This window comes from Ornithinimicrobium ciconiae (genome assembly GCF_007197575.1).
Lineage (GTDB): Bacteria > Actinomycetota > Actinomycetes > Actinomycetales > Dermatophilaceae > Ornithinicoccus > Ornithinicoccus ciconiae.
The window spans coordinates 2,697,806-2,722,893 of the sequence record NZ_CP041616.1; the positions used below are offsets into that span (position 1 = coordinate 2,697,806).

The window sequence follows — 25,088 nt, forward strand, 5'->3', positions numbered from 1 at the left end:
GCTCACACCAGGTGAGTCGCTGCAAGGAGGCAGATGTGGGATATCCCGAGAAGTACCCGGCGAAGTATCCGCAGCTCAACGAGATGGAGTTCACGGATACGGCCCGCCAGATCCTCATCCGGATCCTGCAGGTGGCCTTTCCCCATGAGGGGTTCCCCGCCGGGCCATATGAACGGCAGGCCGATCAGATCTTCGAGCTGGCCAACGAGTCGACCTGGTTCCGGATCAAACTGACCCAGGGCCTGGCCACACTCAACGACCTCGCCGGCGGCTCCTTCCTCAGCCTCGACGACGGGGCCGCCACCAAGGTCCTCAAGCACGTCGAGCACACCGACTTCTTTGGCTTCATCCGCCGCACCACGATCCTCAATATGTATGAGGACGAGGCGGTCTGGGAGGTCCTGGGCTATGAAGGCCCCTCCTTTGACAAGGGCGGCTACGTCGACCGCGGCTTCAACGACCTGGACTGGTTGCCCGACCCACGCGTGGAGGAGAGCGGTGAGGAGTTCGTCGAGATCGTCTCCGACCTGCCGACGGCCTCCCGCGCGGCACCGGGCGAGGACCAGCCCACCGGCACGGCGGCGCAGGCCTCCCACCCCGGCGTGGCTCCGATGACCGCTGACCAGAACCTGACGGAGGACAACTGACATGGCACAGATCAGCCACGACGAGGCAAGCGTTGTCATCATCGGGTCGGGCGCGGGTGGCGGCACCCTGGCCTATGAGTTGACCAAGGCCGGGGTTCCCGTCGTGGTACTTGAGGCGGGTCCCTACCTGCGCAACGAGGACTACATGAACTTGGAGTGGGAGGCGTTCAACCAGATGGCCTGGTTGGACCCGCGCACCACCTCCGGCAGTTGGCGCATCGCGACCGATTTTCCGAACCTGCCGGCCTGGATCGTCAAGGCCGTCGGCGGCACGACCACGCACTGGTCCGGTGCGACCCCGCGCTTCAAGGCCCACGAGTTCCGCGCCCGCTCGACCTACGGCCGGGTCGAGGGTGCGAACCTGCTGAACTGGCCGATCACCCTCGAGGAGCTCGCGCCCTACTATGACAAGGCCGAGCAGTCGATGGGCTCCACCCACCGGCACGGTCGCCCGCCGCTGCCGGCCAACAACAACTACAAGGTTCTGGCCGCTGGTGCCGAGAAGGTCGGCTACAAGCATTACGCGACCGGTCCCTACGCGACCAATGCGGAGCCGTATGACGGGCGGCCGGCCACCGTGCAGGACGGGTTCAACTTCCAGGGCGACAAGCAGGGGTCAAAGTGGTCCACCCTGGTCCGTGAGCTCCCGCGCGCCGAGGAGACCGGCCTGATGGACCTGCGCGCGCAGAGCCAGGCCGTGCAGATCACCCATGGCAAGGACGGCCACGTCGATGCCGTCATCTATCTGGACGCCGAGGGCAACCTGCACAAGCAGTCCGCCAAGGTCGTCTGCGTCGCGGGTAACTCCATCGAGACTCCCCGGTTGCTGCTGATGAGCGCCTCCTCGCTGTTCCCCGACGGCCTGGCCAACTCCTCAGGCCAGGTCGGGCGCAACTACATGCGGCACACCACTGGCAGTGTCTATGCACGGTTTGAGAAGGACGTGCGGATGTATCGCGGCGAGACGATGTCCGGTCTGATCGCCGATGAGGCCCGCCACGACCCCTCCCGTGGCTTCGTGGGTGGCTACTACATGCAGATGATCTCCCTGGGTCCGGCCTTCCTGGCCAGCTTCATCGAGCCGGGAGCCTGGGGCAAGGAGTTCACCGAACTGATGGACGCCTATGCCCGCACCGCCGGCCTGTGGATCGTTGGTGAGGACATGCCCCAGGAGACCAACCGGGTCACCCTCAACTCCACCGTCCAGGACAGGCATGGTCTGCCCGTGCCGGACGTGCACTTCGACGACCACGCCAATGACGTCGCGATGCGCGCCCACGCCTATGCGGCGGCGGACTCCGTCTATGGCGCGGTCGGGGCGCTCGGCACCCACCACACGCCGCCCTATCCCTCGACCCACAACCTGGGCACCTCGCGGATGAGCGAGCGCCCTGAGGACGGGGTCACAGACAAGTGGGGCCGCGCGCACGATGTGCCCAACCTGTTCGTCTCCGACGGCTCCCTGTTCACCACGGGAGCAGCAGCCAACCCCACCCTGACCATCGTCGCCCTAGCGATCCGCCAGGCGGAGTTCCTGGTGGAGCAACTCAAGACCGGGGCCCTCTGACCGACGGCGGCCGCGGACTGGGCACGAGAGCCGGTCCGCGGCTGCCGTCAACCAACGCACGTCAACCGACCCGTTCACTCAATCCGTCGTCAGCCACCCGCCGGGCAGGTGCTGGCCAGTCGTGGGCGGTGGATCAGTCGCGAGCGGTGAGCACGAGCGGCCCGTCCGCCGTGAGCGCGACGGTGTGCTCGCTGTGGGCGGCGCGTGAGCCGTCCCGGCTCCGCAGCGTCCAGCCGTCGGCATCCGTGTAGATCTGGTCGGTGCCGGTCATCAGCCACGGCTCGATCGCGATGACCAGCCCCGGCGCCAGCTTCAGCCCGCGGCCCGCCCGACCGTCATTGGGCACGTGCGGATCACCGTGCATGGTGCGGCCCACTCCGTGACCACCGAACTGGGTGTTGACGCGGTAGCCCGCGGCACGGCATACCTCCCCGATCGCGGCGGAGACGTCGAACAGGCGACCACCGGGTCGCAGCGCGGCAATGCCGGCCGCCAGCGCCCGCTCCGTGGTGGCGATGAGGTGCTGGTCCTCCTCCCGGGCCTGACCCACGACGAAGGAGACGGCCGAGTCGGCCACCCAGCCGTCGATCGAGACCGCGAAGTCCAGGCTGAGCAGGTCGCCATCGCGCAGCGCATAGTCGTGGGGCAGCCCGTGCAGCGCACCGTCGTTGACGGACGTGCAGATCACCTTGCCGAAGGGCATGGCACCGAAGCTGGGGTGATAGTCGACATAGCAGCTCGTGGCCCCGGCCTGCGCGATGAGCTCGGTTGCGCGGGCGTCGATCTCGAGCAGGTTGGTGCCGACACCGACCTCCTGCCGCAGGGTGGCCAGCGTGTCCGCGACGAACCGGCCCGCGGGCCGCATCGCCTCGATCTCGCGCGGGGTGAAGTGCTCGATCACCGCGCCTCAGCAGCCGATCAGCCGCTGCGCGAGGTAGCCCTCGACCTGGTCCAGGGAGACCCGCTCCTGGCTCATCGAGTCCCGCTCTCGGATGGTGACGGCGTTGTCATCGAGGGTATCGAAGTCGACCGTCAGGCAGAACGGCGTGCCGATCTCGTCCTGGCGGCGGTAGCGGCGCCCGATCGCGCCCGCGTCGTCGAAGTCGATCATCCAGTGCTTGCGCAGCTGAGCCGCCAGGTCACGCGCCTTAGGCGTCAGGTCGGCATTGCGCGAGAGCGGGAGCACCGCGGCCTTGATCGGCGCCAGCCGAGGGTCGAGGCGCAGCACGGTGCGCTTGTCCACCCCGCCCTTCGTGTTGGGTGCCTCGTCCTCGTGGTAGGCGTCGACCAGGAAGGTCATCAGGGAGCGGCCCAGTCCGGCCGCCGGCTCGATGACGTAAGGCGTGTAGCGCTCCCCCGTCGTCTGGTCGAAGTAGGTCAGGTCCGCCCCGGAGTGCTCGCTGTGCGTCTTGAGGTCGAAGTCGGTGCGGTTGGCGATGCCCTCGAGCTCGCCCCACTCCGAGCCGGCGAAGTTGAAGCGGTACTCGATGTCGACGGTGCGCTCCGAGTAGTGCGACAGCTTCTCCTTCGGGTGCTCGTAGTGGCGCAGGTTGTCGCGGTTGATGCCGAGGTCGACATACCAGTTGGTGCGCTCCTCGATCCAGTACTCGTGCCACTCCGCCGCGGTCGACGGCTCGACGAAGAACTCCATCTCCATCTGCTCGAACTCGCGGGTGCGGAAGATGAAGTTGCCGGGGGTGATCTCGTTGCGGAAGCTCTTGCCCGCCTGGGCGATGCCGAACGGCGGCTTCTTGCGGGCGGCACCCATCACGTTGGCGAAGTTGATGAAGATGCCCTGGGCGGTCTCCGGACGCAGGTAGTGCAGACCGGTCTCGTCCTCGATGACACCCAGGTAGGTCTTGAGCATCATGTTGAACTCGCGCGGAGTGGTCCAGGCGCCCTTGGTGCCACAGTTGGGGCAGTTGACCTCGGCGAGGTCGACATCGTCGGGATTGATCTCCTTGCCCTTCTTGGCGGCCTTGTCGGCCACACCCTCCTGCAGGTGGTCCGCACGGAAGCGCTTGTGACAGGACTGGCACTCGGTCAGCGGGTCGGAGAACGTGCCCACGTGGCCGGAGGCGACCCAGGTCTGCTTGGGCAGAATGATCGAGGAGTCGAGGCCGACCACGTCGTCGCGACCCTGGACGACCGAGCGCCACCACTGACGCTTGATGTTGTCCTTGAGCGCCACGCCGAGTGGACCGTAGTCCCAGGCCGACCTGGTGCCGCCATAGATCTCGCCGCACGGGAACACGAACCCACGGCGCTTGCAGAGACTGACGACGGTATCGACGGTTGAGGTGGCTGCCATGCGGCGAGTTTAAGCCGTCCGCCGGTTAGGCTCGGACCCGTGTCCAATCCGATCCACTCCGCCGACCCTCACTACCAGTCCACGGGAGTCCGCGCCGCGATAGAGCGGGCGAGTATGCCGGCTCTCGCCAAGCTCGCCAAGTTGCCCACGTGGCTGCCGATGGTGGCGGTAGCGGCACTCATCCTCGTGGGCGCGTTCATCGGCGGGCCCCTGGTGGACGACGGCGGCGTGCGGATCGCCGGAGTCGTCGGGCTCAGCCTGATCGTTGTGGCCCTGCTGGGCCTGCTGTGGCTGCTCTATCTCAGCTGGCCCCACCTGACCTCCTCGCTGCGGCTCATGCGCATCGCCGTGCTGACGCTGCTCCTGGCGATCGTCATCACCCAGTTCGTCACGCGTTGAGCCATTTGACAATGATTCTCACTCTGAGTGAGAATCATTGTCATGACGCGACGCCCCCTCGCATTCACCGCGCCCCTGATCGCCGCCACAGCACTGGCCTCCTGTGGCAGCAGCGACAGTGGCGGTCCATCCGGCGAGGAGGTTCGACTCCACGTGGTCACGGCCTTCTATCCGCTCCAGTTCGCCACCCAGCGAGTGGTCGGCGGAGCTGAGGGGGTCAGCATCGAGACCCTGGCCAGCCCCGGGGCGGACGCCCATGACCTGGAGCTGACTCCGCGTCAGTTGGCGTCGGTCAGCGAGGCAGACCTGGTGGTCTACTCCGCCAGGATGCAGCCTGCGGTGGACGAAGCGGTCGCCGCGCAGGCCGCGGACCGCAGCCTCGATGCCGCAACGGTGGCCGACCTCGTGGAGCACGGAGACGATGACCCGGCCGACGGTCCCGACGGACACGACCACGAAAGTCATGAGGGCCACGACCACCACGAGGACGCAGACGGCGAGCCTCACGAGGGCCACGACCACGGGGACGAGCACGCCGACAGCCACGACCACGAGGATGCCGACAGCCACGAGGACGAGGGTGCCGACGGCCACGAGGGGCACGACCACGGGCCCCTCGACCCCCATTTCTGGCTGGATCCACAGCGCTACAGCACAGTCAGCGAGGCGATCGCCGAGGACCTGGCCGCGCTGGACCCGGACAATGCCGAGACCTACCGCGCCAACGCAGCGGACTTCTCGGCCGAGCTCCAGGACCTGGACCAGGAGTTCATGACCGCCCTCGCGGACTGCGAGCACGACACCCTGGTCACCACGCACGAGGCCTTCGGTTATCTGGCAGAGCGCTATGGCCTGCACCAGGTCGGCATCACCGGCATCTACTCCGGCGCGGAGGCCTCCCCCGCCCGCATGGCGGAGATCACGCGAGAGGTCGCGGCACTCAACGTCCCCGCGATCTATGCCGAGTCCTCCCTCGGTGGCGACCTGGCCGAGGTCATCGCCGCCGAGACCGGGACCGAGGTGCTGGTCCTCGATCCGATCGAGGGGATCACCGCCGACTCGCCCGGGGCCGACTACCTTGAGGTGATGCGGGCCAACCTCACCTCTCTGCGCCAGGGCCAGGGGTGCGCATGACAACGACTCGCCTGCCCGAGGCCGGAGATAGCAGATCCATCCCGGCCATCCGCCTCGACCACGCCTCCTTTGGCTATGCCGGACGGCCCTTCACAGACGGCCTCAACGTCACGATCAGCCAGGGCGAGGTGGTCGCCCTCCTCGGTCCCAACGGCTCTGGCAAGTCCACGACGGTCCGTGGGTTGCTGGGACTGACCGACCACGTCAGCGGCACGGTCGAGATCCTCGGCACCACGCTGGAGGATCTCAGCGACCGCAGCCGACTCGGTTACGTGCCCCAACGGCATACCCTGTCCAACTCCGTGCGCTCCACGGTCCGCGAGGTGATCAGCACGGGCCAGCTGGCCAGCCGCTCCTGGTGGCGCAGGGCGACGGTCGAGGACCGCGAGCTCGTGTCGAGGGCAGCCGACACGGTGGGCCTCGCCGACCGTCTCGAGGCCGATGTCGCCACCCTCTCCGGTGGCCAGCAGCGGCGGGTCCTCATCGCGCGCGCCCTGGCCTCCCGACCCGACGTGCTCATCATGGACGAGCCAACGGCAGGAGTCGACGTCGCCAACCAGGCCGTGCTCGCGACCGTGCTGCGTCGGCTGGCCGGGATGGGCGTGACCATGGTCGTGGTCACCCACGAGCTGGCCGCGTTGCGCGGCATCGTCGATCGCATCGTGGAGATGGATGCGGGCCACATCAGCTTTGACGGCACACCGCGGGAGTATGCCGAGCACCGCGCCGCCGTGTCCCGCGCCGCGGACTCCGGGCTGGGACAGCCCGACACGAACGGTACGCACCCCGGCTACCACGATCACCACCACGACGAGGAGCCCGAGGAGCACGGGCTGCTCAGTGGCACCGGGCCGATGGACGGGCCGGTTGAGGGGAACGAGACGTGATGCCCGAGATCCTGTCCTACGACTTCATGCGCAACGCGCTCCTCGCCGCCCTCCTGGTCGGCGCGGTCGCACCACTGGTTGGCATCTTCCTGGTCCAGCGTCGGCTGTCCCTGATCGGTGACGGGCTGGGCCACGTCGCCCTCGCCGGAGTGGCGATCGGCGTCTTCCTGGACGGCCAGCCCATCGTCACCGCTCTCATCGCGGCCGTGCTCGCCGGTGTCGCGGTGGAGGTGATCCGCGCCAGGGGCCGGGCCAGTGGCGACATCGCCCTCGCCGTCATGTTCTATGGCGGCATCGCGGCCGGCGTGGTCATCATCAACCGGGTCGATGGCGGCCAGAGTTCCAACCTGACCAGCTATCTGTTCGGCGCTATCACCACCACCTCCACCGGGGACCTTGTCGTCTTCGCCGCCCTGTCCGCCGTGATCATCGCGGTGACGGTCGTGCTGCGTCAGCGACTGTTCCTGGCCGCCGGCGACGAGGAGTATGCCCGTGCCAGCGGACTGCCGGTGATGGCCCTGAACATCACCCTGTCGGTCCTGACAGCCGTGACCGTGGTGGTCTCGATGCGAGTGGTCGGACTCCTGCTGATCAGCGCCCTGATGATCGTGCCCAACGCCGCCTCCCAGCAGGTCGCCCGCAGCTTCCGCTCGGCCACCCTGTGGGCCGTGCTCTTCGGAGTGCTGTCCTCGGTGGGTGGCGTCGTGGTCTCCTTCTATGCCGACACCGCGGCCGGCGGGACGATCGTGCTCCTGGCGATCGCGCTCTTCCTGGTCGTCGCAGCAGTGGTGTCCGTCGTGGCCTGGGCCACCGCCCACCGGCACCGCATCGCCGAGCGGCACCCGCACGAGCACGGCCCGGGCTGCGGCCACGAGGCCATCCCGCACGGTGACCATGTCGACTACCTGCACGGCGACCACCGCCATGCCCCGCACGGCGGCCACTACGACGAGCACGCCGACCACTCAGAACGAGACCACTCAGAACGAGACCACGTAGACCACCCCGTTGGGCCGTGACCCAGTTTGACTAGGAGCAGGTGACCCCCATGACTTCCACCCGCCGCCGCCCGACGCGGCAGCAGGCTGCTGTGGCGGCCGCGCTGGCGGACGTCCAGGACTTTAGTTCCGCCCAAGATCTGCACGCACGGCTGCGCGACGCAGGTGAGACCGTGGGCCTGGCCACGGTCTACCGCACCCTCACCGGCATGGCTGAGTCCGGTGAGGTGGACGTGCTGCGCACCGACGAGGGCGAGGCTGTTTATCGGATGTGCAGCACCGGCCACCACCACCACCTGGTGTGCCGAGACTGCGGGCGCACCGTGGAGATCGAGGGTCCGGCCGTCGAGCGTTGGACAGATCAGGTCGCTGCTGACCACGGCTTCAGCGACGTGGCCCACACGCTGGAGGTGTTCGGCACCTGCGCCGACTGCGCCGCTCTCTAGGAGCGCGCGACAGCCCATGACGCCTGTCCGGACCACCAGGCCTATTACGTTTCAGTAACAAGTCTGGTGAAGGGCCCCGAACGACACTGGGCGCCAACTAGATTCAGCACACCTGGCCGACCCCCTGCGGCCGGAGCAGCCAAGGAGCAACGATGCTCGCTGTGCACAACCTCGAGGTGGTCTACGAGGACGTGATGCTCGCCGTGCGCGGCGCCAGCCTGTCCGTGGGCCGGGACCGCATCGTGGCCCTCCTGGGAGCCAACGGGGCAGGCAAGACGAGTTTGCTGCGGGCCATGACCGGTCTGCTCGACGTGCACCGCGGCAAGATCACCCAGGGCGAGGTCAGCATCGACGGGCGCAAGCTCGACACCCGCAGCGCCTCCTCGGTGGTCCGTGCCGGTGTCGGCCAGGTGATGGAGGGCCGGCGGGTCTTTGTCGAGTTCACCGTGGAGGAGAACCTGCGCGTCGGCGGCCACACCGCTGCGGCCAAGGGCCTCGAGGAGAAGTTCGACCGCATCTACGGCATGTTCCCCGTGCTGGCCGACCGCCGCAGCACGATCGCTGGCTACCTCTCCGGTGGCGAGCAGCAGATGCTGGCGATCGGTCGCGCCATGATGTCCGACCCCGAATATCTGCTCCTGGACGAACCCAGCCTGGGTCTGGCACCCAAGATGGTGGAACGGATCCGCGACCTCATCGTGGAGATCAACGCGGCTGGCACTGGCATCCTGCTGATCGAGCAGAACGCTGCCATGGCACTCTCGATCGCCCACCACGGCTATGTCATGGAGAACGGCATCACAGTCATGGACGCCGCTGCGGAGAAGCTGCGAGCGGACGCAGACATCCAGGAGTTCTACCTCGGCATCGGCGCCGAGGGCACGTCGCTGCGGGACGTGAAGCACTACAAGCGGCGCAAGAGGTGGCTGTCGTGACCACTCCCCTGCTCACGGCCGAGGGCATCACGCTGCGGTTCGGCGGCAATGTCGCCCTGGACGACGTCAGCTTCGAGGTCCGCCCCGGCGAGCTGTTCGCGATCATCGGTCCCAACGGCGCCGGCAAGACCTCGACGTTCAACTGCATCTCAGGGGTCTATCGTCCCCAGGCCGGCGAGATCACCTTCCGCGGGAGCTCCGTGCTCGGGCAGCGCCCCGACCGGATCGCTGGCCGCGGCATCGCCCGGACCTTCCAGAACATCGAGCTGTTCGACAACCTCTCGGTGCTGGAGAACCTGCTCCTGGGGCGGCACCACCTGATGCACTCACCCTGGTGGCAGGCGCTGGCCTGGCTGCCTGGCACGCGGCGGGAGGAGCGGGCCGCCCGCCTGGAGATCGAGTACCTCATCGAGTTCCTGGACCTCACCGCCGTGCGCCGCCACCCGGTCGGGATCCTGCCCTACGGCATCAAGAAGCGCGTCGAGTTGGGCCGAGCACTGGCGATGCAGCCCGAGCTGCTGCTGCTCGACGAGCCGGTGGCGGGCATGAACGCCGAGGAGACCGAGGACATGGCCCGGTTCATCCTCGACATCCGCACCGAGCTCGGCCTGGCGATGATCATGGTCGAGCACGACATGCGCCTGGTCATGGATCTGGCGGACCGGGTCATGGTGATCGACTTCGGTCGGCGGATCGCGCTGGGCACCCCGCAGGAGGTCCAGCGCGACCCCGCAGTCATCGCGGCCTATCTCGGGGGCGCCACCGACGAGGTCCTCGAGTCTGCCCAGGAGGATCTGCGATGAGCGAGATCCAGCACCTGAGCCGCCAGTTGCGTGACGCTGCGGCCGAGACTCCCGACACCGTCGCCCTGCGGGAGAAGCGCTACGGGCTCTGGCGGGACATCACCTGGGCCGACTACCTGAGCAACACCGAGGCGATTGCCTATGGGCTGGCCGCGTTGGGCGTGGGGGTCGGCGACCGGGTCGCGATCCAGTCCGAGAACCGCCCGGAGTGGCTGTATGCCGACCTGGCCAGTGTCATGCTGCGCGCCGTGAGCGTGGGTTTCTACCCCACCAACCCGGTCGCCGAGGTCCGCTACCTGCTGACCGACTCCGGTGCCCGGGTCCTCTTCTCCGAGGACCAGGAGCAGGTGGACAAGGCCCTGGCCGTGATCGATGAGATGGAGAGCCTGGAGTGGGTGGTCTCGCTCGACAGCCGAGGCCTGGCCGACTACTCCCACGACCGGCTGCTCACGATCGATGACCTGATCACCCGGGGCCGCGAGCTGCGCGAGCAGGACCCGGAGGTGCTGGTCCGCGCCGACGAGGGCCGCACACCCGAGGACCTCGTGACCGTCATCTACACCTCGGGCACCACCGGGCCCCCGAAGGGGGCCATGCTCAACGCTCGCAATGTCGACTTCGGCGCCGCGACCTTCGCCCGGGCACCGGGAATGTTCGGTGACCAGGGTCTGCGACAGAGCGACGTGCTCGTGTCCTACCTCCCGCTCTCCCACGTCGTGGAGCGGGCCATCAGCACCTGGGGCGGGGTGCGCAACCGCAGCCTCGTCCACTTTGCCGAGTCCATCGACACGGTCGTCAGCGACCTGGCAGAGGTCCAGCCCACGGTCCTGTTCGCGGTCCCCCGCATCTGGGAGAAGATCCAGGCCACGGTGTCGATCAAGATGGCCAACGCCTCCTGGGCCAAGCGCCAGCTCTTCGCGGTCGGCAACGCGCTGGGCACCCGGGCGGCCCGCCAACACCTGGCCGATGGCCGGCCCAATGTGTTCTCCCGCATCCTGTTCTTTCTCTCCTGGCTCCTCGTGCACCGCAAGGTGCGCCGTCACCTCGGTCTGGCCAAGGTCCGCCACGCACTCTCGGGGGCGGCCCCGATCGCGCCCGAGGTGCTGGAGTTCTTCCTCAGCATGGGAGTGCTCATCCACGAGGCCTACGGCATGACCGAGAACACCGCGGTCGCGACCTGCAGCTATCCCGGCCGGGTGCGCTTCGGCACCGTTGGTCAGGTGCAACCAGACATCGAGCTCGTCCTCGACGAGGACACGCAGGAGGTGCTCACGCGTCACCCCGGCACCTTCGTCGGCTACTGGGGCAAGCCGGAGGCCACCGCCGACGTGATCGACAGCGACGGCTGGTTGCACACCGGCGACGTCGGCGAGTGGGTGGACGGCGACTACCTCAAGATCGTGGACCGCATCAAGGACATCATCATCACCGCCGGAGGCAAGAACATCTCCCCCAGCGAGCTTGAGAACGCGATGAAGGCCTCCCCCTACATCCGCGAGGCGGTCGTGATCGGCGACCAGCGTCCCTACCTGACGGCGCTGGTGGGGATCGAGTACGACACCGTGGCCGACTGGGCCTCCCGGGAGCGGATCGAGTACACGACCTACAAGGACCTGGCGACCAAGCCCGAGACCATCGCCCTGATCTCCGGTGTCATCCACGAGGTCAACGGCAAGGTCGCCCGGGTCGAGTCGGTGCGCAAGTTCCGGATGCTGCACAAGGAGCTCGACCATGAGGACGGCGAGCTCACCGCGACGCAGAAACTCAAGCGCACGGCCTTTGCCGCCACGGTTCCGCACCTGGTGGACGACATGTATGCCAACACCTCCGAGCATGCCGGCGGCGACCTGGGACGGAGCGGCTGATGGGCACCGTCGCCAACGCGCTGCTGGCTGGTCTGGGTGACGGCGCCGTCTATGCCCTGATCGCCGTCAGCTTCGTCATCATCTTCCGCGCGACAGGCGTGCTTAACTTCGCCCAGCCCGGTCTGCTCATCCTGGGCACCTATGCCACCTCGGTGCTGGCGGTGGACCGGGGAGTCCCGTTCTGGATCGCCGCAGCCCTGGCGATGCTGGCCGTCGCGGTCATCTCGATGGGCATCGAGCGGGTCGCCATCCGACCGATGATCGGCCGACCGGTCTTCGCCACCTCACTGGTCACCGTCGGCATCTTCATCGTGCTGCTCATCGTGGCGTTCCGACTGTTCGCCGCCCGGGCCCGCACCATCAGCGACCCCTGGCAGCTGGAGCAGTGGTGCCTGGTCAAGGGCGAGGTGCTGTGCACCGTCACGCTGTATCAGCACCACGCGGGCAAGATGGTCGTGGTCGCCGTCGTGCTCGGGATCCTCGGCCTGTGGCTCAGCCGCTCACGGGTCGGCCTGGCCATGCGGGCGACCTCGCTGGACCAGGAGGCTGCACTGGCCCAGGGCATCAACGTCGGGCGGATGTTCTCGCTGTCCTGGGCCCTCGGCGGGGCACTGGCCGCCCTCGGCGGCATCCTCCTGGCCGCCAACGGTGGGGTGGTGCAGGCCAATGACGCCCTGTTCGCCCTGGTCGCGCTGCCCGCCCTGATCCTCGGCGGCATCGACTCGCTCCGCGGAGCGGTCGTCGGCGGGCTGGTCATCGGTCTGGTCTCCGCGCTGGCCCGCACCTATCAGCCGGTCCACGCGCCGTGGCTCGGTCCCAACTTCGAGAACGTCGCCCCCTACCTGGTGATGATCCTGGTCCTGCTCATCCGACCCTACGGACTGTTCGGCACCAAGGAGGTGCAGCGGGTATGACGTCGACCACCCCAGACAGCCACCGCACCTCCGTGCGGGGCAGCATCAGTCACGACGACGCCGCAGCCCGCGACCCGGAGCCCAGCGTGGCGCGCTCGGCCACCTCGCGGCTGACCGGACAGTCCCGGTTGTTGCTCTCCGGCCCCGAGCGCGGCCAGGCGCTCCGCACCGCGGCCCGGGGACGGCCGCGGCTCTACACCAGCTATGCCAAGGACTCGGCCCTGCTCAACAGTGCTGCCAAGCGCTGGTGGACCCTGGCCGCCCTGGGGATCGCACTGGTGCTGCCCTTCTGGCTGACGCGCGACCTGAGCCACCTGCTGTCGGTGGCGATGGTGATGGCGATCGCCGGCATCGGGCTGAACCTGCTCACCGGCTATGCCGGGCAGATCTCGCTCGGTCACCCCTTCTTCATGGCACTCGGCGCCTACACCGGCGCGGTCGTCTCCGGGACCCCGGGCTCGATCGTCGTCGGCTGGGAGCTGGACCTGTCGATCGCCCTGGTCCTGTCCGCAGTGATCCCCGGCATCGTCGGGCTCGTGGTGGCCCCCCTGGCCACCCGCGTGCGCGGGCTCTATCTGGCCGTGCTCACCCTGGGCCTGCTCATGCTCGGCGAGCAGCTGTTCAAACAGTGGGCAGCCGTGACGGGCGGCTCCGGTGTGGGCCGCGCCGGCGCGGTCCCCGTCCTGTTCGGCACCGACCTCGAGCGCACGTATGCCGTGGGGCCGCTGCTCATCGAGCCCGCGGTCTCCCTCTACCTGCTGTGCCTGGGCGTGCTGGTGGTGCTCGCCTTCGCGGCCCGCAACCTGGCACGCTCCCGCACCGGTCGCGCCTTCGCCGCGGTGCGGGATCGCGACATCGCCGCCGAGGTGATGGGTGTCAACCTGCTGCGGACCAAGACCCTGGCCTTCGTGCTGTCCAGCGCCTATGCCGGCGTGGCCGGGTGCCTGTTCGCGATCCTGATCGGCCGCGTCGCCCCCGAGCAGTGGAACATCCTGATGGCCATCAACCTGCTGGCGATCGTGGTCATCGGCGGCGTCGCCACCATCACCGGCACGCTCATCGGTGCCGCCTTCGTCGTGCTGTTGCCCCGACTCCTGGAGTGGCTCGCCCCCTGGTTGCCCTTCGTCTCGACCGGCAGCGGCGGGCTGATCACGGTCTTCCAGCTCGAGTCGATCCTCTTCGGCGCCCTCATCGTCGTCTTCCTCATCCTCGAGCCCCGAGGGCTGTTCGGCCTCTGGCACCGGATCCGCACCTACTTCACCACCTGGCCCTTCAGCTATTAGCCCATCCATCACCGCCCGCACAAAGGAGTGCACATGTCCAGGAGCACCACACCACGCAGGCTGCTCGCTGCAGCCGCCGCCACGGGACTGATCCTCAGCGCCTGCACCGCAGTCGATGAGGATCCTGAGGCGGCCGACGACGAGACCGTCGAGGAGTCTCCGGAGCCCGACGAGTCTGACGACTCCGCCGCGCCCGACGACGACACCGACGACACCGAGCCCCCTGAGGCAGGGGGTGAGATCACGATCGGCGACGGGGTGACCGAGGAGGCGTGCCCCGACGCCGTCAACGCGGACAACGGCTGCATCTACCTCGGCATCCTGTCCGACCTCACCGAGGGCCCGTTCGCGGCGCTCGCGGTGCCCATCACCGACGCGCAGCGTGCCTACTGGGCCGAGGTCAACGAGGCTGGCGGCGTCGCCGGCTTCGACGTCGACATCGACACCTACACCCGGGACACCAAGTATCAGCCCGCCGAGCACGCCGCGGCTTATCAGCAGATCGAGCCCAACATCCTGGCGATCGCCCAGAGTCTCGGGACGGTCAACACCGAGTCGGTGCTCGGCGACATGGACTCCAACGACATCGTGGCGGTGCCCGCCTCCTGGTGGTCTGGCTACGCGTTCTCCGAGAACGACCACGGCCTGATCATGGAGACCGGCTACTCCTACTGCACCGAGGCCATCGTCGGACTGGACTGGTTCACGGAGAACCACGGTGACGTCACCTCGATCGCTGCCGTGGGCTATCCCGGTGACTATGGTGGCGACTCCGCCGCCGGTGCCCAGCTGTGGGCCGAGGCCAACGGCATCGAGGACGTCACCGTCATACCCACCGGTCCCAACCAGGTGACCGGCGGCCAGGACGCGGTCGTGTCCGCCGTGATGGCGGCCCAGCCGGATGTCGTCCTCCTCGCCGTGGGTCCCGCCGAGAACGCGGAGATCGTCGGCAAGCTCGCCGGTGGCGGCTTCACCGGACGCTTCCTGGGCTCGCTGCCCACCTGGAACCCGGCCCTGCTGGACAGCGCCGCAGCTCCTGCCCTCGTCGGTCTCTACAACCACCTCGCCCCGACCGAGCAGTGGGACGGCACCAGCCCCGGCGCCGAGGCGATGAAGGCGTCCATGGACGGTGAACTGCCGCCCAACGGTGGCTACGTCATCGGCTGGGTCATGAGCTACCCAATGCACGCCCTGCTGGAGAAGGCCGCCGACAGCGGTGACCTGACCCGGGCCGGGCTCCGGGCCGCGATGGACGGGCTGGAGGTCGACTTCGACGGGATGGCCGAACCGATCACCTACGGCGGCGAGGGTGCCGACGTGGCCGTCAGCGGTCTGATCGTGGGCACCCCCAACGCCGAGGCCCCGCTCGGCATCGAGACAACCACCGAGTTCTTCCACGGGCCGACCTTTGAGGAGGTCGGTTACGAGCAGGCCTGCTCCGCCAGCAGCTGAGGCGCACGACACGTCACTGCCTCACGCAGGATGCCCGTCACGGTCACTGACCGTGGCGGGCATCCGCCTGCGGGGTCAGGGCGAGCTGTCCGCCGAGCGGTCGATCGCGCCGCCATAGCGTCGGTCGCGGGCGGCATACGTCTCGATCGCCTGCCACAGGTGGCGCCGGTCATAGTCGGGCCACAGCGTGTCCTGGAAGACCATCTCGGCGTAGGCGCTCTGCCAGAGCAGGAAGTTGGAGGTGCGCTGCTCCCCCGAGCTGCGCACGAACAGATCCACGTCCGGGACCTCGGGGTGGTAGAGATAACGCCCGATGGTGCGCTCGTCGATGCCCCGGGCCGAGAGCCGTCCGTCGCGCACGTCCTCCCCGATGCGTCGCACGGCGTCGGCAACCTCGGCACGGCCGCCGTAGTTGACGCAGAAGTTCAGGGTGATCACGTCGTTGCCCCGGGTCTGGCGCTCGGCCTGCTCCAGCTCGGAGATCACCGACTTCCACAGCCGCGGCGTGCGCCCCGACCACAGCATCCGCACACCCCACGAGTCGAGCTGGTCGCGCCGTCGGTGGATGACGTCGCGGTTGAACCCCATCAGGAAGCGGACCTCGTCGGGGCTGCGCCGCCAGTTCTCGGTCGAGAAGGCGTAGGCGGAGATGCACTGCACCCCGACCTCGATGGCGCCGGCGATCACGTCCAGCAGGGAGGCCTCCCCCGCCTCGTGGCCCTGGGTGCGCTTGAGGCCACGCTGGTTGGCCCAGCGTCCATTGCCGTCCATGACGATGGCCACGTGCCGTGGCACCAGCTCAGCCGGTATGGCGGGGGGTCGGGCCCCGCTGCAGTGCGGAAAGGGGGCGATGGGTCCGGTTGGTGAGACGCCACGTCCGGCGGGCGAAGCCGTGCGTGCGGCGGGCTGGGCGCCACGGGCGCCGTCCCGATACGCCATCAGACCCGCTCCACCAGGCGCAGCGAGCGCACCCCGCGCTCCAGGTGCCAGTGCACGTGGGCCGAGGCCAGTTTGCTGGCCTCCTTGCGGTGCTTCAGCTCACTGGCGTCGGCCTCGACCCAGTCCCCGCTGAGCAGTGCCGCCAACAGGGTGAAGGTCTGCGGTGCGGGGGCTGCGCAACCGGGCGGACGGCATACGGGACAGACGGCCCCGCCGGTGGCGACGTCAAAGGCTCGGTGCGGTCCCTCGGCGCCGCACTTGGCACAGTCGTGGAAACTGGCTGCCCAGCCGGCGATGGCCATGGCCCGCAGCAGGTAGGAGTCGAGCACCAGTCCCGGCTCGTGGCTCTGCGCGGCCAGGGAGCTGAGGGCACCAGCGAGGAGGACGAACTGCTGGACTGCTGGCTCACCCTCCTCGGTCAGCCGGTCGCACGTCTCAAGCATCGCGTTGGCCGCGGTCCAGGCCTCATAGTCGCGGGCGATCGCGTCGCCGTAGGATGCCAGCGACTCGGCCTGGGTGACGGTGTCGAGGTTGCGACCCTCATAACACTGCAGGTCGACGACCATGCCCGGCTCGAGGCGTGCGCCGAACTTGGACCGGGTGCGGCGCACTCCCTTGGCGACGGCGCGGACCTTGCCCCGTCCGCGGCTGAGCATGATGACGATGCGATCGGCCTCACCCAGTTTGTGGGTGCGAAGGACGATCGCGGCGTCCCGATACAACGGCATGCCTGCAGTCTCCCACCTGCCGACGACACAACCCCCGACCGGAGGCACCGTGTTGCATCAATGGGACAGTTGTTCTAGTCTCGAACACATGTCCGTTGCACTGCAGGGATCACTTCTCGACCAGGTGGACGACGTCGGCCTGCGCCCACTTGCTGGTGCCGTGCAGCGCACGACGCTCAGCCACGGAGCCTGGATCGACGCACGACCCGGGTGGGTCACCGGCTCCGACGAGTTGTTCACCCGACTGGCGCTCGGCGGCTCCGCCGGTGTCGAGTGGCGCGGTGAGCGACGGGTGATGTGGGAGACGGAGGTCGACACGCCTCGACTTCTTCGCTTCTACGCCGAGCACGAGCAACTGCCCGACCCGGTGCTCACGCAGGCGCGCGAGCAGCTCAGCGCCTACTACCGCCCAGAGCTGCACGAGCCGTTCCGCACCGCCGGCATGTGTCTGTATCGCGACGGCCGGGACAGCGTGGCCTGGCACGGTGACCGGTTTGGTCGCGGCAACTCCCAGGACACCATGGTGGCCATCGTCTCGATCGGGGCGCCCCGGGCCCTGCTGCTGCGCCCCAACGGTGGCGGCGCAGGGCGGACCATTCGCCGGGTGATCGGGCACGGCGACCTGCTCGTGATGGGAGGCTCCTGCCAGCGCACGTGGGAGCACGCCGTGCCCAAGACCGCCAAGCCGGTGGGACCGCGGATCAGCATCCAGTTCCGACCGCGTGGGGTGCGTTAGCCGGGGCTGACCTGACGCAGCAGGGCGCGCACCTCCTCGGCAGACTCCGCGGACAGTGCGCGCGCTCCGAGGTCCTGCAGGTCAGTCAGGGCGACCGACCGCAGCGCGTCCTTCACCGCCGGCACCGACGCCGCGGTCGCGCTGAGCTCGGAGACGCCCAGTCCGACGAGCAGCAGGGCGAGGCCCGGGTCGCTGGCAGCATCACCGCACAGGCCCACGTCGACCCCTTCGGCCACGCCGAGGACGGTGTCCCGGATCAGTTGCAGGACAGCCGGATCCGCTGCGTCAGCGAGCCCTTCAAGGGCAGGATTCCCCCGCTCAGCGGCCAGGGTGTACTGCACGAGATCGTTGCTGCCGATGCTGACGAAGTCCAGGAGCGTCGACAGGGCCTCGGGGCGCAGCGCGGCGGCGGGCACCTCGATCATGATGCCGACCTCCAGCGAGTCCGGGCGCCCGTCGGGCAGTCGCCCGGCGGCCTCCTCCAGCCGGGCCAGCGCCCACTCCACCTCCTCGACCGTGGCGATCATCGGGAACATGACCCGCACCGGCGTCTCCCGCGCAACCCGGCACACTGCCTCGAGCTGGTCCACCAGCAGTCGCGGGTCGTCCCGGAAGGCCCGGAGCCCGCGCTGGCCGAGGAAGGGGTTGGCCTCGGCCGGCTGCGGGTGGAAAGGCAGCGGTTTGTCACCGCCGACGTCCCACGTCCGGATCGTGATCATCGAGCCTGACAGGTGCTCGGCGATGCGTTCAAAGGTCTGGACCTGCTCGGCAACACTCGGGGCGGCGTCCCACTCACCGAACAGCGCCTCGGTGCGCACCAGCCCCGAGCCGTCAGCCCCTGACGCAGCTGCGAGGGCAGCGTCGGTGACACTGGCCAGGTTGGCCTTGACCAGCACGTGATGACCGTCCTTGGTCACCGCCGGTTCGCCAGCACTCTGCAGGATGCGCGTGCGGGCGCTGGCCCGCTGCGACAACAGTGCCTCGAACTCCTCGCGCACGGTGCGGTCCGGGTCGATGACGAGACGAGCGGCTCGAGCGTCGAAGGCCACCAGCGTCCCCTCCTGCACATCGGCTGCGGGACCCGCGCCGGTTAGCACGGGCAGTCCCCGCGCCCTGGCGAGGAGCACACCGTGGCCCGTCGCCGCCCCGCCGATCGTCACGACCCCCAGGATCTTCGTCGGGTCCAGGAGCACCGCCGTCGCGGGGTCCAGCTCGGGCACCACCAGCACACCGGTGTCGTCGTGCTGAGTGGACGCGACCCCGACCAGGGCCCGGAGCAGGCGCTGCCCGACGCTGTCCACGTCGGCCGCCCGTTCGCGCTGATAGGCATCGGTCAACCCCTCGAACTGTGCCCGCAGCCGGTCCGTCTGCTGCTGGACCGCCTGCGGTGCCCACTGGCCAGCTCGGATGCCGTCCCGCACCGGGCCCTGCAGGGCCGGGTCCTCCAGCATGGCCAGGTGTGAGTCGAAAACCGCCGCCTCGCTGGCACCCAGGCGCTGGGTGGTGTGCCCGACGAGGTCGCTGAGCTCAGCCTGAGCCTGGATCACAGCCCGGTCCAGTGCGGCCAGTTCCTCCTCAACATCACCGCCCTGATAGTCCTCCGTCATGACCGTCACATCGGCACGCACGACCCTGCCCACCGCGGCCTCCAGCCCGAAGGTCGGTCCCTGCGGCACGCTGTTGTCCGCCGAGCCGGCTCCGCCGGCACCCTGGTCCGGCCCCGTCGCGGGACCGTCTCCCACCGCCGCGGCCGCGGCACGGTCCGGCCCGCTCGTGGGTGGAGCCAGGTCACCGAAACCGACCTCCGCCAGCCCAGCGAGGGAGTCCAGCAGTTCGCCCGCCAGGTCACCGGAGGCGCTCACCTCAACCTCATGGCCCTGTCGGGCGTCCAGCGTGGCGATGCCGGTGAGGCTGCGTCCGTCGACCGCTGGTCCACCGGTGGTCAGGTTGCGCACCCGCACCTGAGTGCCCGGATGGGCACCGACCTCCCGAACGAAGCGGGCAGCTGGCCGGGCGTGCAGTCCGTGAGGTGCGTTGACCACCAGCACCCGCCGCACCTCCCCCGCATTTTCCGAGTGGTTTCGCTGGTCCAACCCGTGTTTTGGTAGCGGTTTTGCTGATTGCTGCCCCGACCCGAGGTGCTGGGCCTTGCCCATCAAGCCCTGCTCCGCCTCGGCAGCGGCACCCGCGAGGTTTGCTCCAGCCCCGGCGGCCACGGCAGCTCCCACGAGCCCCTCGACCAGGGGTGCGCTGGAGATCCAGACTCGATCTGCGACCTCTGGCTCCAGGAACTCCAGCGCCATCTCCGCGGACAGGACGGCGCTACCGAGATCCAGCAGCACCAGCACCCCGTCACCGCTGTCCGCCTCGGTGATGGCCTCTGCCACAGCCGCGGCATCGGTCCCGAACGTCGTCTCGTCCAGACCGGCAGCCACCTTGATGGCGGGCCGGTTCCCCGGGTCAGTCATCTCGTCAGCCAGCGCAACGGCGGCATTGGCCAGTGCACGGCTGTGGCTGACCACGACGATGCCGATCATGACCAGACCTCCTCAGGGCCAGAAGAGCAGCAGAGCAACTGAGATTGAAGCAGCGAAACCACGACGAAGATGTGGGGCCGACCAGCGAAACCACGACGAAAACGCGGGTCCGACCAGCGAAACCACTACGAAAATGCGGGCCCGACCAGCGAAACCACTACCAAAATGCGGGGTCAGGCGAGCGTGCGGGCGGCGGACTCGAGCAGCATCGTCGAGCTGGTGGCTCCTGGGTCGATGTGTCCTCGGCTGCGCTCGCCCAGATAACTGGCCCGCCCCTTGCGGGCGACCAGGTCCTGGGTCGCGTCGCGACCGGTGGCCGCAGCCTCGGCGGCTGCCGTGAGGGCAGCGGCCAGGTCACCCGACGCCGTCGCAGCGTCGAAGGCCTCCAGGGCCGGCGCCCACGCGTCATACATCGTCTTGTCTCCGGTCTCGGCCTTGCCGCGCGCCACGATGCCCTCGACCCCGGCCCGTAGGCCCTGCCCGATCTCTGCAACGCCAGCCTCCTCGACCCCGGCAAAGGCGCCGGCCATGCGCAGGAAGAAGGTGCCATAGAGCGGGCCGCTGGCGCCGCCGACGTTGCTCACCAGGCTCATGCCGACCTTCTTCAGGTAGGCGTCCACGGAGGTGAACTCCTCGTCGGTGGCTAGCTGCGCTGCCTTGGTCATGCCCCGCTTCATGTTGCTGCCGTGGTCGGCATCACCGATGGCGCGGTCGAGATCGGTCAGGTAGTCGGCCTGTTCGCTGACCACGCGCGCGTAGTCCTCGATCCATGCCGTGAAGGACTGCAGGTTTGCCACACTCATACTCCCCAGCGTAGGCCCGGTGTGTTCACAGGTGCGTCCCAGAGGCCCACGAGATCATCGTCCGCCTTGAGGACCGTCACGGAGCAGCCAGCCATCTCCAGGCTCGTGATGTAGTTGCCGACCAAACAGCGGGCGATGGTGACCCCGGACTTCTCCAGGATCTGAGCCACCTCGTGATACATCAGGTAGAGCTCGATCAGCGGCGTGCCGCCCATCCCGTTCATCATCACGATCGCCCCGGAGTCGCCGGTGAAGTCCAGGTCGGCCAGGACCGGCTCGACCAGCATCGCCGCGACCTCGCGGGCCGGCGCCAACGGCACGCGCTTGCGTCCGGGCTCGCCGTGGATGCCGATGCCGACCTCGATCTCGTCCTCGGCGAGCTCGAAGGTGGGTTTGCCGGCCGCGGGGACGGTGCAGGAGGTCAGGGCCATGCCCATCGAGCGACCGTTGCCGTTGACCTTGGTGGCCAGCGCGGCGCAGTCCGCCAGCGAGCGGCCCTCCTCGGCCGCCGCCCCGACGATCTTCTCCAGCAGGACGGTGGTGCCAACACCCCGGCGCCCTGCGGTGTAGAGGGAGTCCTGGACCGCGACGTCATCGTCGACGACGACTGACTGGACCTCGGTGCCGGCCTCGGCGGCGGCCAGCTCGGCAGCCATCTCGAAGTTCATCACGTCGCCGGTGTAGTTCTTCACGATGTGGAGCACACCGGCGCCACCGTCGACCTCCTTGGTCGCGGCCATCATCTGGTCGGGCACCGGCGAGGTGAACACCTCGCCGGCGCAGGCAGCATCGAGCATGCCAAGACCGACCAGGCCGCCGTGCATTGGCTCGTGTCCGGATCCGCCACCGGAGATCAGCCCCACCTTGCCGGAGCGGATGGGGTCCTTGCGATAGACAACCTTGTTCTCGAGGTCCACGCGCAGCCGGTCAGGGTGGGCGGCAGCCATGCCACGGAGCGCCTCGATGACGACGTCAGCGGGGTCGTTGATAAGTTTCTTCATCCCCTTACCCAACCACTCAACGGGGTCGCCCACCAGAGGCAGTGCGAGGGTTCTGCTGACTATTCGGTGGTGCCTGCGACCAGCGGCCTCATCGAGTAGCGGACATCGCCACGGTCCACCCCGCGCACCTGGACCTGAAAGCGGTCGACCACCTCGGGCTGCCCGGGGGTCACCTCGACCAGGCCCGTGATCACGACGTCACAGATCACCTCGGCGCCGACCTCTGGCGGCAGGCCGCTCGGACAGTCGACGGACTCCAGCGGGAAGCCCTGGACCTCGGCCTGCTCGGCGATGCTGTCCTCGATGTCCTCCGCCGAGACCTCACGGCTGCAGCCGGTGGCCACCATCGCCACCGCCGCCATCCCCGCTGCGATCACCACTGTCCTGGATCGATCCATCCTGCCCCTCCTCAGAAACCCAGCCGCTGGAGCTGCTTGGGGTCACGCTGCCAGTCCTTGGCCACCTTGACGTGCAGGTCGAGGAAGACCTTGTGCCCGACGATCTTCTCGATCCCGGCACGCGCCGTCGCGCCGACATCGCGCAACCGCGAGCCTCCGCGCCCGATGATGATCGCTTTCTGGCTGGGGCGCTCGACGAAGATGTTGACGCGCACATCGGTCAGCGGTCGGTCCTCAGGACGGTCCCCGCGTGGCACGATCTCCTCGACGACCACGGCCAGCGAGTGCGGGAGCTCGTCACGCACCCCCTCCAACGCTGCCTCGCGGACCAGCTCGGCAATCATCACCACGTCCGACTCGTCGGTCAGCACGTCGTCGGGATAGAGCTTGGGCGAGGTGGGCAGATAGGACGCCAGCACGCGGGCGACGTCGTCAACCTGGTCGCCACGCACGGCTGAGCAGGGCACGATCGCGTCCCAGGACCCGAGCTGGTCGATCGCGATCAGGTGCTCGGCGAGGCGCTGCTTGTCCACTGCGTCGGACTTGGTCGCCAGGGCGACCACAGGCACCTTCTTGGCGCGCTGCAGATCCGCGAGATCCCGGGCGATGAACGCGTCACCCGGTCCGGGTCGCTGGTCAGCAGGCAGGCAGAAGCCGATGACGTCCACCTCCAGGAGCGTCTCGCGCACCAGGTCGTTGAGCCGTTGCCCGAGCAGGGTGCGTGGCCGGTGCAGCCCGGGGGTGTCGACCAGGATCAACTGGTAGTCCTCGGTCGTGCGGACGCCGCGGATGGCGTGCCGGGTGGTCTGCGGCTTGCTGGAGGTGATCGCGACCTTCTGTCCGACGAGCGCGTTGGTCAGGGTCGACTTGCCCGCGTTGGGGCGGCCCACGACGCAGGCAAAACCCGCGCGGTATGCCGTGGGGTCAGGCGGCTGCTCCACCGCACCCCCGCGCGGGTCAGGTGGGGTCTGCTGGGCCTCGCTCATGGGGTGCCCTCCGGCTCCTGGTCGGGATCGCCGTCGTCGGCGTCCTCGTGGTCCTGCTCCTCCGGCTCCACCCGGGTGACCAGCACAGTAGCCACTCGGCGGCGCCGACCGGCCATCCGCTCGGCGGTCAGGCGCAATCCGGCGACCTCACACCACGAGCCCACGATGGGCACCATGCCGATCTCGGCCCCCAAAAGCCCGCCGACGGAGTCGACGTCCTCGGACTCGATCTCGACGTCAAACATCTCCGCCAGGTCGTCGACCGGCATGGTGGCGGGCACCCGCACGGTCCCGTCCTCCAGTGTTTCGATCTCGACCACATCACGGTCGTACTCGTCGGTGATCTCTCCGACGATCTCCTCCAGGATGTCCTCGATGGTGATCAGTCCGGCAGTGCCGCCGTACTCGTCGATGACCATGGCGATGTGGTGGCGGTCCTGCTGCATCTCACGCAGCAGACCGTCGACAGGTTTGGACTCCGGGATCCGCTGGACCGGACGCATCAGGTCGCTGACCGGGTCCTGGCTGTTCTCGGCGTTGGCATTGACCGCCCGCACGACATCCTTGAAATAGAGGATGCCCAGGACGTCGTCGGTCCCCTCCCCGATCACCGGCACCCTGCTGAAGCCCGAGCGCAGGAAGAGCGACATCGCCTGGCGCAGCGCCCGGTCCTGCCGGATCGAGACCATGTCGGGCCGGGGCACCATGACCTCGCGGGCGACAGTGTCACCGAGTTCGAAGATGGAGTGGATCATCTCCCGCTCCCCGGCCTCGATGACCGAGCTCTCACCCGCCAGGTCCAGCAGGTCACGCAGTTCAGCCTCGTTGGCGAAGGGCCCCTCGGCATACCCCCGCCCCGGGGTGACCGCGTTGCCCAGGAGGACCAGTGCCTTGGCCAACGGTCCCAGCAGCACCCGCAGCGCCCGGATCATGGGGGCCGCCAGCAGTGCGACCTTCTCCACGTACTGCCGACCCAGCGTGCGCGGGGACACCCCGACCACCACGAAGGTGACCACGCTCATGATCCCGACCGCGATCAGCGCGGTCTGCCAGTGGTTGTCGACCTGCGTGTCCACCGCGACGGTGACCGCCACCGCGGCGACCGCCTCGGCGACTGCCCTGGCAAAGGCCGACGCGGCCAGGTAGGGCGCGGGGTCAGCGACAATGCGGGCCAGCGCCTGCGCGCCGCGGGAGTCCTCCTCCACGAGTGCCTCTACCCGCTGCCGCGAGATGCGCTGCAGCGCAGTGTCGCTGGCGGATAGGAGGAAGGCGATGAGGACCGCCACGACGGCGACGAGAATCAGGGTTGTCAACAGTGC

Annotated in this window: 24 protein-coding genes; 14 read left to right on the top strand and 10 right to left on the bottom strand. The window is 68.6% G+C overall.

Annotation, left to right across the window (positions count from 1 at the left end; all coding sequences use genetic code 11):
• The first annotated feature begins 35 nt into the window (after nucleotides 1–35).
• Both FNH13_RS12390 and FNH13_RS12395 read left to right on the top strand, forming a co-directional pair.
• On the top strand, nucleotides 36–647 hold the full coding sequence (locus tag FNH13_RS12390) for a hypothetical protein (RefSeq protein ID WP_202878774.1): 612 nt from the start codon (nucleotides 36–38) through the stop codon (nucleotides 645–647).
• A gap of 1 nt (nucleotide 648) precedes the next feature.
• Entirely contained in the window at nucleotides 649–2,214 is a 1,566-nt protein-coding gene (locus tag FNH13_RS12395) for a GMC family oxidoreductase (protein WP_143783698.1), read from the top strand.
• A 133-nt stretch (nucleotides 2,215–2,347) separates the two neighbouring features.
• Here FNH13_RS12395 and map read toward each other — a convergent pair whose 3' ends face one another.
• Both map and FNH13_RS12405 read right to left on the bottom strand, forming a co-directional pair.
• Nucleotides 2,348–3,115, bottom strand: coding sequence for a type I methionyl aminopeptidase (gene map, locus FNH13_RS12400; protein ID WP_143783699.1), 768 nt, complete (start codon nucleotides 3,113–3,115; stop codon nucleotides 2,348–2,350).
• 6 nt (nucleotides 3,116–3,121) lie between these two features.
• Nucleotides 3,122–4,525: a glycine--tRNA ligase gene (locus FNH13_RS12405; RefSeq protein ID WP_143783700.1), complete on the bottom strand. Its 1,404-nt coding sequence runs from the start codon at nucleotides 4,523–4,525 to the stop codon at nucleotides 3,122–3,124.
• A gap of 39 nt (nucleotides 4,526–4,564) precedes the next feature.
• Between FNH13_RS12405 and FNH13_RS12410 the strand changes: the two genes are divergently transcribed.
• The 11 genes from FNH13_RS12410 (at nucleotide 4,565) to FNH13_RS12460 (ending at nucleotide 15,641) form a co-directional block, all read left to right on the top strand.
• Nucleotides 4,565–4,924 carry a DUF6703 family protein gene (locus tag FNH13_RS12410; RefSeq protein ID WP_143783701.1) on the top strand — a complete coding sequence of 120 codons (360 nt, stop codon included), beginning with the start codon at nucleotides 4,565–4,567 and terminating at the stop codon, nucleotides 4,922–4,924.
• A gap of 42 nt (nucleotides 4,925–4,966) precedes the next feature.
• Nucleotides 4,967–6,058: a metal ABC transporter substrate-binding protein gene (locus FNH13_RS12415; protein ID WP_143783702.1), complete on the top strand. Its 1,092-nt coding sequence runs from the start codon at nucleotides 4,967–4,969 to the stop codon at nucleotides 6,056–6,058.
• Entirely contained in the window at nucleotides 6,055–6,945 is an 891-nt protein-coding gene (locus tag FNH13_RS12420) for a metal ABC transporter ATP-binding protein (protein WP_143783703.1), read from the top strand. The genes FNH13_RS12415 and FNH13_RS12420 overlap by 4 nt, the downstream gene beginning before the upstream one ends.
• Nucleotides 6,945–7,964, top strand: a complete 1,020-nt coding sequence (locus FNH13_RS12425) for a metal ABC transporter permease (RefSeq protein ID WP_143783704.1) — start codon at nucleotides 6,945–6,947, stop codon at nucleotides 7,962–7,964. The genes FNH13_RS12420 and FNH13_RS12425 overlap by 1 nt, the downstream gene beginning before the upstream one ends.
• A gap of 29 nt (nucleotides 7,965–7,993) precedes the next feature.
• Nucleotides 7,994–8,389, top strand: coding sequence for a Fur family transcriptional regulator (locus FNH13_RS12430; RefSeq protein WP_143783705.1), 396 nt, complete (start codon nucleotides 7,994–7,996; stop codon nucleotides 8,387–8,389).
• A 152-nt stretch (nucleotides 8,390–8,541) separates the two neighbouring features.
• Entirely contained in the window at nucleotides 8,542–9,324 is a 783-nt protein-coding gene (locus FNH13_RS12435) for an ABC transporter ATP-binding protein (RefSeq protein ID WP_143783706.1), read from the top strand.
• Entirely contained in the window at nucleotides 9,321–10,127 is an 807-nt protein-coding gene (locus FNH13_RS12440; protein ID WP_228266384.1) for an ABC transporter ATP-binding protein, read from the top strand. The genes FNH13_RS12435 and FNH13_RS12440 overlap by 4 nt, the downstream gene beginning before the upstream one ends.
• The gene (locus FNH13_RS12445) at nucleotides 10,124–11,992 is read left to right on the top strand and encodes an AMP-dependent synthetase/ligase (protein ID WP_143783708.1); all 1,869 of its coding nucleotides are present in this window, start codon (nucleotides 10,124–10,126) and stop codon (nucleotides 11,990–11,992) included. The genes FNH13_RS12440 and FNH13_RS12445 overlap by 4 nt, the downstream gene beginning before the upstream one ends.
• Nucleotides 11,992–12,906, top strand: coding sequence for a branched-chain amino acid ABC transporter permease (locus FNH13_RS12450; RefSeq protein ID WP_143783709.1), 915 nt, complete (start codon nucleotides 11,992–11,994; stop codon nucleotides 12,904–12,906). Before FNH13_RS12445 ends, FNH13_RS12450 begins: the two co-directional genes overlap by 1 nt.
• Complete coding sequence (locus tag FNH13_RS12455) at nucleotides 12,903–14,189, top strand: branched-chain amino acid ABC transporter permease (RefSeq protein WP_143783710.1); 1,287 nt, start codon at nucleotides 12,903–12,905, stop codon at nucleotides 14,187–14,189. Before FNH13_RS12450 ends, FNH13_RS12455 begins: the two co-directional genes overlap by 4 nt.
• A gap of 33 nt (nucleotides 14,190–14,222) precedes the next feature.
• Nucleotides 14,223–15,641 carry an ABC transporter substrate-binding protein gene (locus FNH13_RS12460; RefSeq protein ID WP_143783711.1) on the top strand — a complete coding sequence of 473 codons (1,419 nt, stop codon included), beginning with the start codon at nucleotides 14,223–14,225 and terminating at the stop codon, nucleotides 15,639–15,641.
• A 75-nt stretch (nucleotides 15,642–15,716) separates the two neighbouring features.
• On the opposite strand, the gene FNH13_RS12465 is transcribed toward FNH13_RS12460, so the two are convergent.
• A complete protein-coding gene (locus FNH13_RS12465) occupies nucleotides 15,717–16,580 on the bottom strand; it encodes an isoprenyl transferase (protein ID WP_143783712.1) in 864 nt (287 codons plus the stop codon).
• Nucleotides 16,580–17,308, bottom strand: a complete 729-nt coding sequence (gene recO, locus FNH13_RS12470) for a DNA repair protein RecO (RefSeq protein ID WP_143783713.1) — start codon at nucleotides 17,306–17,308, stop codon at nucleotides 16,580–16,582. Before recO ends, FNH13_RS12465 begins: the two co-directional genes overlap by 1 nt.
• Nucleotides 17,309–17,396: 88 nt before the next feature.
• Here recO and FNH13_RS12475 point away from each other — a divergent pair, with 88 nt between their 5' ends.
• Nucleotides 17,397–18,044 carry an alpha-ketoglutarate-dependent dioxygenase AlkB gene (locus FNH13_RS12475; RefSeq protein ID WP_143783714.1) on the top strand — a complete coding sequence of 216 codons (648 nt, stop codon included), beginning with the start codon at nucleotides 17,397–17,399 and terminating at the stop codon, nucleotides 18,042–18,044.
• Here the strand turns inward: FNH13_RS12475 and ptsP are convergent.
• The 6 genes from ptsP to FNH13_RS12505 form a co-directional block, all read right to left on the bottom strand.
• Nucleotides 18,041–20,581, bottom strand: coding sequence for a phosphoenolpyruvate--protein phosphotransferase (gene ptsP / locus FNH13_RS12480; protein ID WP_143783715.1), 2,541 nt, complete (start codon nucleotides 20,579–20,581; stop codon nucleotides 18,041–18,043). The two genes, FNH13_RS12475 and ptsP, sit on opposite strands and share 4 nt — an antisense overlap.
• 173 nt (nucleotides 20,582–20,754) lie before the next feature.
• Nucleotides 20,755–21,384, bottom strand: coding sequence for a dihydroxyacetone kinase subunit DhaL (dhaL, locus tag FNH13_RS12485; RefSeq protein ID WP_143783716.1), 630 nt, complete (start codon nucleotides 21,382–21,384; stop codon nucleotides 20,755–20,757).
• Complete coding sequence (dhaK, locus tag FNH13_RS12490; protein WP_143783717.1) at nucleotides 21,381–22,385, bottom strand: dihydroxyacetone kinase subunit DhaK; 1,005 nt, start codon at nucleotides 22,383–22,385, stop codon at nucleotides 21,381–21,383. Before dhaK ends, dhaL begins: the two co-directional genes overlap by 4 nt.
• A 59-nt stretch (nucleotides 22,386–22,444) precedes the next feature.
• Complete coding sequence (locus tag FNH13_RS12495; RefSeq protein ID WP_143783718.1) at nucleotides 22,445–22,783, bottom strand: DUF4333 domain-containing protein; 339 nt, start codon at nucleotides 22,781–22,783, stop codon at nucleotides 22,445–22,447.
• 11 nt (nucleotides 22,784–22,794) lie between these two features.
• Nucleotides 22,795–23,769: a GTPase Era gene (gene era / locus FNH13_RS12500; RefSeq protein WP_143783719.1), complete on the bottom strand. Its 975-nt coding sequence runs from the start codon at nucleotides 23,767–23,769 to the stop codon at nucleotides 22,795–22,797.
• The gene (locus tag FNH13_RS12505; RefSeq protein ID WP_143783720.1) at nucleotides 23,766–25,082 is read right to left on the bottom strand and encodes a hemolysin family protein; all 1,317 of its coding nucleotides are present in this window, start codon (nucleotides 25,080–25,082) and stop codon (nucleotides 23,766–23,768) included. Before FNH13_RS12505 ends, era begins: the two co-directional genes overlap by 4 nt.
• Between the last annotated feature and the right edge of the window lie 6 nt (nucleotides 25,083–25,088).

Excerpts from the sequence above, each read along its gene's own strand:
- FNH13_RS12460 (WP_143783711.1), top strand. The coding sequence starts at position 14,223 with ATGTCCAGGAGCACCACACCACGCAGGCTGCTCGCTGCAGCCGCCGCC.
- dhaL (WP_143783716.1), bottom strand. The coding sequence starts at position 21,384 with ATGAGTGTGGCAAACCTGCAGTCCTTCACGGCATGGATCGAGGACTAC.
- FNH13_RS12425 (WP_143783704.1), top strand. The coding sequence starts at position 6,945 with ATGCCCGAGATCCTGTCCTACGACTTCATGCGCAACGCGCTCCTCGCC.
- FNH13_RS12465 (WP_143783712.1), bottom strand. The coding sequence starts at position 16,580 with ATGGCGTATCGGGACGGCGCCCGTGGCGCCCAGCCCGCCGCACGCACG.
- era (WP_143783719.1), bottom strand. The coding sequence starts at position 23,769 with ATGAGCGAGGCCCAGCAGACCCCACCTGACCCGCGCGGGGGTGCGGTG.
- FNH13_RS12455 (WP_143783710.1), top strand. The coding sequence starts at position 12,903 with ATGACGTCGACCACCCCAGACAGCCACCGCACCTCCGTGCGGGGCAGC.
- FNH13_RS12405 (WP_143783700.1), bottom strand. The coding sequence starts at position 4,525 with ATGGCAGCCACCTCAACCGTCGATACCGTCGTCAGTCTCTGCAAGCGC.
- FNH13_RS12430 (WP_143783705.1), top strand. The coding sequence starts at position 7,994 with ATGACTTCCACCCGCCGCCGCCCGACGCGGCAGCAGGCTGCTGTGGCG.
- dhaK (WP_143783717.1), bottom strand. The coding sequence starts at position 22,385 with ATGAAGAAACTTATCAACGACCCCGCTGACGTCGTCATCGAGGCGCTC.
- FNH13_RS12415 (WP_143783702.1), top strand. The coding sequence starts at position 4,967 with ATGACGCGACGCCCCCTCGCATTCACCGCGCCCCTGATCGCCGCCACA.
- FNH13_RS12450 (WP_143783709.1), top strand. The coding sequence starts at position 11,992 with ATGGGCACCGTCGCCAACGCGCTGCTGGCTGGTCTGGGTGACGGCGCC.
- FNH13_RS12435 (WP_143783706.1), top strand. The coding sequence starts at position 8,542 with ATGCTCGCTGTGCACAACCTCGAGGTGGTCTACGAGGACGTGATGCTC.
- FNH13_RS12395 (WP_143783698.1), top strand. The coding sequence starts at position 649 with ATGGCACAGATCAGCCACGACGAGGCAAGCGTTGTCATCATCGGGTCG.
- FNH13_RS12475 (WP_143783714.1), top strand. The coding sequence starts at position 17,397 with ATGTCCGTTGCACTGCAGGGATCACTTCTCGACCAGGTGGACGACGTC.
- FNH13_RS12495 (WP_143783718.1), bottom strand. The coding sequence starts at position 22,783 with ATGGATCGATCCAGGACAGTGGTGATCGCAGCGGGGATGGCGGCGGTG.
- recO (WP_143783713.1), bottom strand. The coding sequence starts at position 17,308 with ATGCCGTTGTATCGGGACGCCGCGATCGTCCTTCGCACCCACAAACTG.
- FNH13_RS12445 (WP_143783708.1), top strand. The coding sequence starts at position 10,124 with ATGAGCGAGATCCAGCACCTGAGCCGCCAGTTGCGTGACGCTGCGGCC.
- FNH13_RS12420 (WP_143783703.1), top strand. The coding sequence starts at position 6,055 with ATGACAACGACTCGCCTGCCCGAGGCCGGAGATAGCAGATCCATCCCG.
- ptsP (WP_143783715.1), bottom strand. The coding sequence starts at position 20,581 with ATGATCGGCATCGTCGTGGTCAGCCACAGCCGTGCACTGGCCAATGCC.